This window comes from Streptomyces pseudogriseolus (assembly GCA_002154585.1).
In the GTDB taxonomy this organism is placed as follows: Bacteria; Actinomycetota; Actinomycetes; order Streptomycetales; family Streptomycetaceae; genus Streptomyces; species Streptomyces pseudogriseolus.
The window spans coordinates 1-8,822 of record MUNG01000300.1 but is presented as its reverse complement, the minus strand read 5'-3'; the positions used below and the strand labels follow the sequence as shown (position 1 = coordinate 8,822).

The following is an 8,822-nucleotide window of genomic DNA, read 5'->3' as shown; positions in this document are numbered from 1 at the left end:
GGGCCGCAGCGCCGCCCAGGAGAACGTCCGCGCCGAGGCGGTCGCCCTGCACGAGGTCTCCGAGCGGGTACGCGTCTACCCCGCCGAGATCCGTGACCGGATCCGTGACGATGTCAACGCCTATGTCGGACACGTCGTCACCACCGAGTGGCGGACCATGGCCGACCACGGCCGGCTGACCGACGAGGGAACCGAACTGCTCGACCGGCTGCGCCGGGACGTGACCGACTACGAGCCGCGCACCGACTTCGAGGCGCAGGCCTACCAGCCGCTCGTCGACCAGGTGGCCGCGGCCGACCAGGCGCGCAGCGCCCGCGCGGAGTCGACCGGGGCGACCATGCCGGGCGTGGTGTGGTTCGGGCTGGTCACCGGAGCCGTGATCACCATCGGCATGATCTTCGCCCTCCAGATCCGCCGCACCCGCCGCGAACTGATCCTCGCCGGGCTGTTCTCCGCGTTGATCGCCTTCCTGCTGTTCCTCATCTGGGACTTCGACGCGCCGTACAGCCGGGGCCTGGCGGCTACGGCCGAGCCGTTCCTGAGGCTGTTCCCGGACATCAAGAGCTAGGGCCTTTCGTTTGGATCACCCCGGCGTCGCGGGGTCTGGCACGCACATCTGCGGCGTTGTCGTCGGTCGCCGACGCTCCGCGTCGACTCCCTCCTCCGCCTTGCAGCTGCACGCACCAGACCCCGCTCGGGTCGGCCGGAGAGGCACCGCGCCTCACGGCCGGCCTGATCCAAACGAAAGGCCCTAGCCGCCGGTCCCCGTGCCGACACCGATGCCGCGCGCGGCCGCGCCCTGGACCGTCAGGGTCCGGGGCGCGGGCGCCGAGCACGTGCGGAACGGGAGACCGAGGGGAACAGCGCCTCAGATCCGCTTCTCGGCGCGGCGGCGCATCCAGAAGACGCCGCTGCCGACGACGGCGGCGGCCACCAGCGACCCGCCGATCGCCATGTCGGTGGGGGTCGCTCCGGTGGCGCTGCTGCCGCCGATGCCGCCACGGACACCGCCGATGACGGTGAAGGCGGCCGGGCGGGTCAGGCTGCGGCCCGAGCAGTGGACGGTGATGTCGTAGGAGCCGGGGCGGGCGTCCTGGTGGATGGTGGCGGTGCCCCTGGCGGTGTCGTTGCCGCCCCGGCCGGCGTCGATACCGCCCCTGCCGGCGTCGATACCGCCCCTGCCGGCGTCGTTGCCGCCGCTGACGGGCGTCAGGTTCGTCCGCTCGAAGGCGTTCGAGGTGGCGTGGCCCCCGTTGGGGCAGCCGTCGACGGTGATGGTGAGCTGGCCGCCGCGGGCGATGACGCTGGGCAGGGCGACGATGTTGGACGGGTTGGGCACCCGTCCGCCGTCCGCGACGGCCGCCGGGGCGGCGACCCCGAGGACGGCGACCGCGGCTCCGGCGGCCGCGAGGGCACGTGTGTTGCGCATGGTGATCCTCCGCGGGAGACGCCCCGGGTCCCGTCCCCGGTCCGATCGGCGAGAAAGCGCCTCCCGGAAAGACCCTCAGTTGCCCTGCGCCGCCGCGCATTTCGGGAATGGTCCGTACGGTTGAGGGCTCCCCCCGCCCCTCCCCCGCGGGCGGGCCCATCGCCGCAGGTCACGGACCGTCAGAAGATCTTCGTCCGGGATCACCTCGGATGGCGCACCCCGCCCGCCCCGAGGCCACCCGTTCGCCGCCGTCCCGTCGCCGGTGGCGCACCCTCCGCTTAGCGTTCACGTCATGCGCGAGTGACACGGCGACGGCCGTGTCGAGAGGGGAAGGCGAATGTCAGCTTTCGAGCCGGCCGAAGCCGAAGAGGAGGCGCGCCCGAGGAGGCGCGCTCCGTGGGGCGTGATAGCGCTGGTCCTGCTCACCGGCCTCGCGCTGCTCCGCAACGGCTCCGGGGAGTTCGACGTGGGCCCGCCGCAGCCGGCCGGTGCGGCCGCCGCGGGCAGCGCGACCCCCGGTGTCACCGTCGGCGCGCTGGCGCCGCTGCCGTACTCGGTGCCGGACCGGGTGCGGATCCCGGCCATCCAGGTGGACGCGCCGATCGTGCCGGTGGGCCTGGACGCGGACGGCTGGGTGGACGCGCCGCCGCCCGAGGACCCGAACCTGGCGGGCTGGTTCACCGGCGCGGTCACACCGGGCGAGAAGGGCACGGCGGTCGTGGTCGGGCACGTGGACAACGCGCAGGGCCCGGCCGTGTTCTACGGACTGGGCGCGCTGAAGCAGGGCAACCGGGTCGAGATCGGCCGCAGGGACGGCAAAACGGCCGTGTTCGAAATCTACGGCGTGGAGGTCTTCTCGAAGAACGACTTCCCCGGCGACCGGGTCTACGCGTCCAAGGGCGCCGCGGAGCTGCGGGTCATCACCTGCGGCGGCGGCTTCACCCAGCAGAACGGCTACGACGGCAACGTGGTCGCCTTCGCCCGCCTGGTGGAGGTCCGCTGAGCGGTCCCCGCCCGGGCGGGCGGGGCCGCTCCGTGCGTGCTCAGACGTATTCCCGGCGGGGCACGGTGACGTGGTAGCCGGAGTCCAGCAGGTGCGGCAGATAGGAGCGCAGGGCCTTCACGCTCTGCGAACGGTCGCCCCCGGCGTCGTGCGAGAGCACCACGACGCCGGGGGCGGCGCCGTCCTCGACCCGGCCGACGATGGTGCGGGTGCCGGGCTCGGTCCAGTCGAGGGTGTCGACGGTCCACGCGAGCGGCTCCATGCCCAGTTCGGCGCCCAGCTCGAAGGCGGCGCGGTTCCAGGCGCCGTAGGGGGCGCGGAACCACTCCGGGCGGGTGCCGTGGTGCCGCTCGACGACGTCGCTGGTGCGTTCCATCTCGGAGCGGATGGTGCGGCGGCGCAGGCTCGTCAGCAGGGGGTGCGACCAGGTGTGGTTGCCCACCACGTGCCCCTCGTCGGCCATGCGGGCCAGCAGGTCCGGGTTGTAGTGCGCCATCTCGCCGCACACAAAGAACATGGCGCGCACCTCGTGGCGGGCGAGGGTGTCGAGGATGTCGGGGGTGTAGCGGGGGTCGGGTCCGTCGTCGAAGGTGAGCACGACGGTGCGGCCGTTGTCCGGCACCTTCAGCAGCGGCTCCTCGCGCACCGGGGTCCTGCCGGGCACGGTGCGCGGGGGGCCGTAGCCGGTCAGGGGCCTCAGGCGGTACTCGGAGGGCCTGAGCGGGCGGCGGGCCGCGGGCGCCCCGGCGGCGGGCGGCGACGCCGGCGCGCCCCGGTTCCCGGTCCCCGGCGCGAGCGCCGCGGCCATGCCTGCCGCGCCCAGCGTGACGGCACCGGCGAGCAACGCCCGGCGCCGGGTGAGCAATTGATCCTTCTGCATGACTCATCAGTCGCCCCGCGGGGGACGGGCGCAGCGCCGCGACACCGGTGCGGCGGCACGTTTTCACCTGATCGGCGCAGCATACGGCGGAGATGTGCGGGGACCTCGCGGTGTCCGGCCGGGCGGCGCTCCGATAGCCTCCCGGTCGTGACGGAACAGCAGGCGCATCGGTTCGAGCGGGGCACGGACGGCCCGAAGGTGATCGTGGCCGGGGTGGACGGCTCCGACTCGTCGCTGCGCGCGGCGGCGTACGCCGCGGGCCTGGCGCGGCGTCAGGGGGCGCTGCTCGCCATCGTGTACGTGCAGCCGGTACTGGCGGGCGGGGCGGCGCTGGGCGCGCCGGTGGCGGACACGACGGAGGAGATAGCGCAGGACCTGGCGGCGCAGATCCGGGAGTCGATGGAGCGGATCAAGGGGATCTTCGACATCCGCTGGGAGTTCCACACCTTCCGGGGCGACCCGTACAACGGCCTGGTCAAGGCGGCGGACGACCTCACGGCGGACGCGGTGGTGGTGGGCGCGTCCGAGCAGGCGGGGCACCGGTTCGTGGGGTCGGTGGCGGTGCGCCTGGTGAAGGCGGGTCGCTGGCCGGTGACGGTGGTGCCGTAGTCCGGTGAAGGCGGGCCGTGCGGCTCGCGTGGTGTCTTCCGTCGGCGGCGCCCCGGGGGGATCATGTGCCCTCGTCAGCCGCTTGCCGAACGCGAAGAGGTGAGGCGCATGGACCGGCTCCGGGCGGGTGAGGGGATTCTCCGCCGCAAACCGATCGAGCACATCGAGGAGACGGAGGTCGGCCGGGGTCCTGCGCTGGAGCGCACCCTGGGGCTCTGGCAACTCACCGCGATCGGCGTGGGCGGCATCATCGGCGCGGGCATCTTCACCCTCGCGGGCACGGTGGCGAACGGCACGGCCGGGCCGGCGGTGCTGCTGTCCTTCCTGATCGCGGGTGTCGCGAGCGCCGCGGCGGCGCTGTCGTACGCGGAGTTCGCGGGGATGATCCCGAAGGCCGGCTCGGCGTACACGTACGGCTACGCGGTGCTGGGCGAGCTGGCGGGCTGGTTCATCGGCTGGGACCTGCTGCTGGAGTACACGGCGATCGTCGCGGTGGTCGGGATCGGCATCTCCGGCTACTTCAGCTTCCTGGTGAACGAGATGGGCGCGGACCTGCCGGCCTGGATGCTGGGCGCGCCCGGCACCGGGGACGGGCACCGGGTCGATCTGTTCGCGGCGCTGCTGTGTCTGCTGATCGCGGCGCTTCTCAACCTCGGCATCAAGAACGCGGCGCGTTTCGAGACGGTCGTCGTGGTGCTGAAGGTGCTGGTCGTGCTGCTGGTGATCGGCGTCGGCGTCTTCCACATCCGGGCGGAACACTACGAGCCGTTCTTCCCGTTCGGCGTCGGCGGGGCGTTCACGGGTGCGGCGACCGTGTTCTTCGCGGTGTTCGGCTACGACGCCATGTCGACGGCGGCGGAGGAGTCCAAGGACGCGCAGCGGCACATGCCGAAGGCGATCATCTACTCGCTGATCATCTCGATGGTGCTGTACGTGGCGGCCTGCCTGGTGCTGACGGGCATGCAGGACTACAAGGACATCGACCCGGAGAGCGGCTTCTCCACGGCGTTCAAGTCGGTGGGGCTGAGCGGGCTGGCGGACGTGATCGCGGTGGGCGCCATCATCGGCATCCTCACCGTGATGTTCACGTTCATGCTGGGCGTCACCCGGGTCTGGTTCTCCATGTCGCGGGACGGGCTGCTGCCCCGGTGGTTCGCCAAGACGCACCCGACGCGGCACGTGCCGACGCGGGTCACCTGGATCGTGGGGGTGGCGTCGGCCGCCATCGCCGGTTTCCTGCCGATCGGCGAGGCGGCCGAGCTGACCAACATCGGCATCCTGCTGGCGTTCGTGGTGGTGTGCACGGCGGTGATCGTGCTGCGCTACCGGCAGCCGGAGCTGCCGCGCTCCTTCCGCACGCCGTGGATGCCGGTGGTGCCGGCGGTGGGCGTGGTGTTCTCGGTCTGGCTGATCACGTTCCTGCAGTGGCAGACCTGGGTGCGGTTCGCCGTGTGGTTCGCGATCGGCCTGATCGTCTACTTCGGCTACTCCTACCGGCGTTCGGCGCTCGCGCGGGCGGCCGGGGACGGCGCCGGGAAGCGGGACCAGAGCGACCAGAGCGACTAGAGGGACTCCAGGAAGTCCAGCAGGACGCGGGTGAACGCGTCGGGGCGCTCCAGCGCGGAGTAGTGCCCGGTGCCGTCGATCGTCGCCGTACGGCCGTCGGGGACCGCGCCGGCCAGGCGCTCGGCGGCGGTGTGCAGGCCGGCCGGTTCCAGGGAGCCGTTGACGGCGAGCAGCGGGACGCGGATCTCGCCGGTGCGGTCGAGGGAGCCGGTGACCCGCACCAGCCAGTCCTTCTCGTCCGGGCTGTGCTTGGACAGCGTGTGCAGGGCCATCTCGCGCACGCGGCGCGGGACGTCCGGGTCGATGTCGTCGGCGGTGCGCTCCGGGCCGGGCACGAGCCGCAGGAACGCGTCGAGCCAGGTGGTCACGTCCCCGGTCTCCAGCGCCCGGGCCATGGTCCCCTGGAGCTCGCGGTGCCAGGGGTCGGTGTACTGGAAGTCGCCGGTCACGGCCCCGGCGGTGACCACAGCGCGGACCAGGCCGGGGTGTTCGAGCACGGTGTCGGTGGCGATCACGCCGCCCATGGAGAGCCCCACGAGGACCGCGGGCCCGGCGTCGAGGTGGCGCAGCAGCGCGGCCAGGTCGTCGGCCCAGCGGAACGGCGCGGTGGCGTTGGCGGAGAAGCCGTGGCCCCGGGTGTCGGGGGCGATCACCCGGTACCGCTCGGCCAGCAGGGGCACGTGGTCGTCCCAGAGGCGGTGGTCGACGAAGCCGGAGTGGAGCAGGACGACGAGGTCGCCCGAGCCGGTGTCGCGGTAGGCGAGGTCGCCGTCGGCGGACGGGAAAGAGCGGAGATCCGAAGCACCAGTCATGACAACCAAGGTGTCATGTCAGGAGCACTTTGACAACCTGGATGTCATGATGGACGGGTGACGGACCACGAGACCCCCCTCCCGCCCGACGAGCTCGGCCGACGCCTCACCGAGGTGTACGACCTGGTCGGGCCCCTGTACCGGCGCGCCCAGCGCAGCGTCGAACGCGGCCTGACGGACGGTGAACTGTCCCTCGGGGTGCGCGCCGTGCTGACGCTGCTGCACCGCAACGGGCCGATGACCGTGCCGCAGATGGGCCGGGCGCAGGCGATCAGCCGCCAGTTCGTGCAGCGCATGGTGAACGAGGCCGCGGACCAGGGGCTGGTGGAGAGCGTCCCCAACCCCGCCCACCGGCGCTCGTCGCTCATCCGCCCGACGGAGAAGGGCGCGGCGGCGATCGGCGAGGTGCTGCGCCGGGAGCACGCGCTGCTGCGGGAGACGGGCGGCGGCCTGACGGACGCCGAGGTGACGGCCTGTCTGCGCGTGCTGGGCGAACTGCTCAAGGCGCTGGATGCCGTTGACGACGACTGACGCCCTCGGCCGGTCCGGCCCGCCGGCCGTTCGAGATGCACCCTTCAACGACGTATGACCACCATGGTGGGAATCCCGTCCGAAAGGGTGATCGAGATGTCCGCGACGCCTCCCCGGTGGACCGCCAGACGTTCCGCCGAGCCCGCCGCCAGCGAACTCCCGCGCCGCCACGCCCCGTTCTCCCCGGACCCGGTTCCCCCGGCCGACGACACCTGACCGACGATGCGGGCGGCGCCGTCGTCGACGCGCCTCGCGGTCACGGCCGCGCTGCTGTCGTTCGCGGCCGGGGCGGGTGACGCCTTCGCGTTCGTCGAGCTCGGGGGCGTGTTCACCGCCAACATGACCGGCAGCCTCGTCCTGTCGGGACTCACCGGCCGGCCGGGGTACGGGGCGCTCGTCGCGGGGGCGGCCACGGCGCTCGCGGCGTTCCTGGCCGCGGTGTACGCGGCGTCCAGGGCGGCGCCGAAGGGGCCGGGGCCGCGGTGGGGCAGGATCCGGGCGGTCCTCGTGGCCGTCGTCGTGCTCGACCTCGCGGTGCTGGTGCTGAAGTCCGTGAGTCCCGCGCCCGGCACGGCACTGCGGCTGCTGACTCTGGCCGCGTCCGCGGCGGCGATGGGCAGCCAGACCGCGGCCGCCAGGCGGGCGGCGGGAGGGTCGGGGGTGACCACGACGTTCGTCACGGGCACGCTGACCAGCCTGGCGCAGGACGCCGCCGACGGCAGTTCCCGGCACGCGGTCGTCCGTGTGGGAGCGGCCGTGATGCTGTTCCTGGGCGCCCTGACGGCGTCGGGGGCGATGGCGGTCGACGCCAGGCTCGGGCCCGCCGTCGCGGCGGCCGGCACCACCGTGGCGCTCCTCGCGCTTCCCCGACGGGCTCACCGGACGGGCTCCCCGGACCCCTGACGCCTCGCCGCGCCGACCGACCTCACCGAAGCAAGGAGCCGACATGGCCGAGACCCCCGGACCGGACGGGCGGTCACCCGGACGTTCCCCCGCCGCGACGCCGCTGGGCCGCTTCCGGGCCGAGGCGCGGGACGCGATCACGCCCCGCGCCGCGCTCGTCATGCTGGGCGTCCTGGTCCTCGAACTGGCCTTCGTGGTCTCCTACATCGGGGCGTTCCACTCCCCCACCCCGGAAAGGATCCCGGTCGCCGTGGTGGCCCCCGAGGCGGAGCGGCGGGCGGTGATCGACCGGCTGAACGGCATCCCCGGCGAGCCACTGTCCGGGCGGCCCGCGGACGGCGTCGCCCAGGCGCGGACGATGGTGCTGGAGCGCGAGGTGGACGCGGCCCTCCTGGTCGCCCCGGACGGGCGGGCCGACCGGCTGCTCGTGGCGTCGGCGGGCGGCCCGTCGGGCGTCCAGGCGCTGGAGCGGGTCCTCCAGCAGGCGGACCCGTCGCAGCCGCTGCGGATCACCGACCTGCGCCCGCCCAACGAGGCCGACGGGCGCGGTCTCGCCCCCTTCTACCTGGCGGTCGGCCTGGTCGTCGGCGGCTACCTGGCCTCGGCGGCGGTGTCCGCCACGTACGGGGCGCGGCCGGCCAATCCGCACCGCATGCTGATCCGGCTCGGCGCGCTCGCCGTGCTGTCGGTGCTGTCGGGGCTCGGCGGCGCGATCGTCGTCGACCTGGTCTTCGACGCGCTGCCGGGGCACTTCGCCGCGCTGTGGTGGATCGGCGCGCTCACCACGTTCGCCGCGGCGGCATCGGGGATGGCGTTCCAGGTACTGCTGGGGCCGATGGGCATCGCCCTGTCCGTGCTGATCTTCGTCGTGCTCGGCAACCCCAGCGCGGGCGGTGTCTATCCCTCGGCCCTGCTGCCGCCGTTCTGGCGGGACCTCGGCCCCGCCCTGCCCAACGGGGCATCGGTGACGCTGCTCCGCAACTACGCCTACTTCGGCGGCCATCACACCGCCACGGCCTGGTGGGTGCTGTCCGCCTGGGCGGCGGGCGGCGTCCTGGCCTCCGCACTCGCCGCCCAGGCGGACAGCAC

General features: G+C 73.4%; 11 protein-coding genes. 8 read left to right on the top strand and 3 right to left on the bottom strand.

The genetic code is table 11. From position 1 onward, the window contains the following. Positions 1–568: bestrophin-like domain (locus CCN29_RS24490; protein WP_086684489.1), on the top strand; the 568-nt coding region annotated here is incomplete at its 5' end. A gap of 300 nt (positions 569–868) precedes the next feature. Here the strand turns inward: CCN29_RS24490 and CCN29_RS24485 are convergent. Continuing rightward, complete coding sequence (locus CCN29_RS24485; RefSeq protein WP_086684486.1) at positions 869–1,429, bottom strand: hypothetical protein; 561 nt, start codon at positions 1,427–1,429, stop codon at positions 869–871. Between the two features lie 337 nt (positions 1,430–1,766). Between CCN29_RS24485 and CCN29_RS24480 the strand changes: the two genes are divergently transcribed. Further along, positions 1,767–2,432, top strand: coding sequence for a class F sortase (locus tag CCN29_RS24480; protein ID WP_031063493.1), 666 nt, complete (start codon positions 1,767–1,769; stop codon positions 2,430–2,432). Positions 2,433–2,472: 40 nt separating this feature from the next. On the opposite strand, the gene CCN29_RS24475 is transcribed toward CCN29_RS24480, so the two are convergent. Beyond that, a complete protein-coding gene (locus CCN29_RS24475; RefSeq protein ID WP_031021448.1) occupies positions 2,473–3,312 on the bottom strand; it encodes a polysaccharide deacetylase family protein in 840 nt (279 codons plus the stop codon). Positions 3,313–3,459: 147 nt separating this feature from the next. On the opposite strand from CCN29_RS24475, the gene CCN29_RS24470 reads away from it, so the two are divergent. Then, positions 3,460–3,921, top strand: a complete 462-nt coding sequence (locus tag CCN29_RS24470) for a universal stress protein (protein WP_006131732.1) — start codon at positions 3,460–3,462, stop codon at positions 3,919–3,921. A 108-nt stretch (positions 3,922–4,029) separates the two neighbouring features. Beyond that, positions 4,030–5,487, top strand: coding sequence for an amino acid permease (locus tag CCN29_RS24465; RefSeq protein WP_006131733.1), 1,458 nt, complete (start codon positions 4,030–4,032; stop codon positions 5,485–5,487). Here CCN29_RS24465 and CCN29_RS24460 read toward each other — a convergent pair. Further along, complete coding sequence (locus CCN29_RS24460) at positions 5,484–6,299, bottom strand: alpha/beta fold hydrolase (RefSeq protein WP_031063489.1); 816 nt, start codon at positions 6,297–6,299, stop codon at positions 5,484–5,486. The two genes, CCN29_RS24465 and CCN29_RS24460, sit on opposite strands and share 4 nt — an antisense overlap. 57 nt (positions 6,300–6,356) lie before the next feature. On the opposite strand from CCN29_RS24460, the gene CCN29_RS24455 reads away from it, so the two are divergent. The 4 genes from CCN29_RS24455 to CCN29_RS24440 all read left to right on the top strand — a co-directional run. Further along, entirely contained in the window at positions 6,357–6,830 is a 474-nt protein-coding gene (locus tag CCN29_RS24455; protein ID WP_031063485.1) for a MarR family winged helix-turn-helix transcriptional regulator, read from the top strand. A 54-nt stretch (positions 6,831–6,884) separates the two neighbouring features. Further along, complete coding sequence (locus CCN29_RS36190) at positions 6,885–7,046, top strand: hypothetical protein (protein ID WP_006131736.1); 162 nt, start codon at positions 6,885–6,887, stop codon at positions 7,044–7,046. A 6-nt stretch (positions 7,047–7,052) separates the two neighbouring features. After that, entirely contained in the window at positions 7,053–7,733 is a 681-nt protein-coding gene (locus CCN29_RS24445) for a DUF1275 family protein (RefSeq protein ID WP_086684483.1), read from the top strand. Between the two features lie 43 nt (positions 7,734–7,776). Next, positions 7,777–8,822: ABC transporter permease (locus CCN29_RS24440; protein WP_107481731.1), on the top strand; the 1,046-nt coding region annotated here is incomplete at its 3' end.

Coding starts and splice junctions, on each gene's coding strand:
- CCN29_RS36190 (WP_006131736.1), top strand. CDS start 6,885: ATGACCACCATGGTGGGAATCCCGTCCGAAAGGGTGATCGAGATGTCC.
- CCN29_RS24465 (WP_006131733.1), top strand. CDS start 4,030: ATGGACCGGCTCCGGGCGGGTGAGGGGATTCTCCGCCGCAAACCGATC.
- CCN29_RS24480 (WP_031063493.1), top strand. CDS start 1,767: ATGTCAGCTTTCGAGCCGGCCGAAGCCGAAGAGGAGGCGCGCCCGAGG.
- CCN29_RS24445 (WP_086684483.1), top strand. CDS start 7,053: ATGCGGGCGGCGCCGTCGTCGACGCGCCTCGCGGTCACGGCCGCGCTG.
- CCN29_RS24460 (WP_031063489.1), bottom strand. CDS start 6,299: ATGACTGGTGCTTCGGATCTCCGCTCTTTCCCGTCCGCCGACGGCGAC.
- CCN29_RS24485 (WP_086684486.1), bottom strand. CDS start 1,429: ATGCGCAACACACGTGCCCTCGCGGCCGCCGGAGCCGCGGTCGCCGTC.
- CCN29_RS24475 (WP_031021448.1), bottom strand. CDS start 3,312: ATGCAGAAGGATCAATTGCTCACCCGGCGCCGGGCGTTGCTCGCCGGT.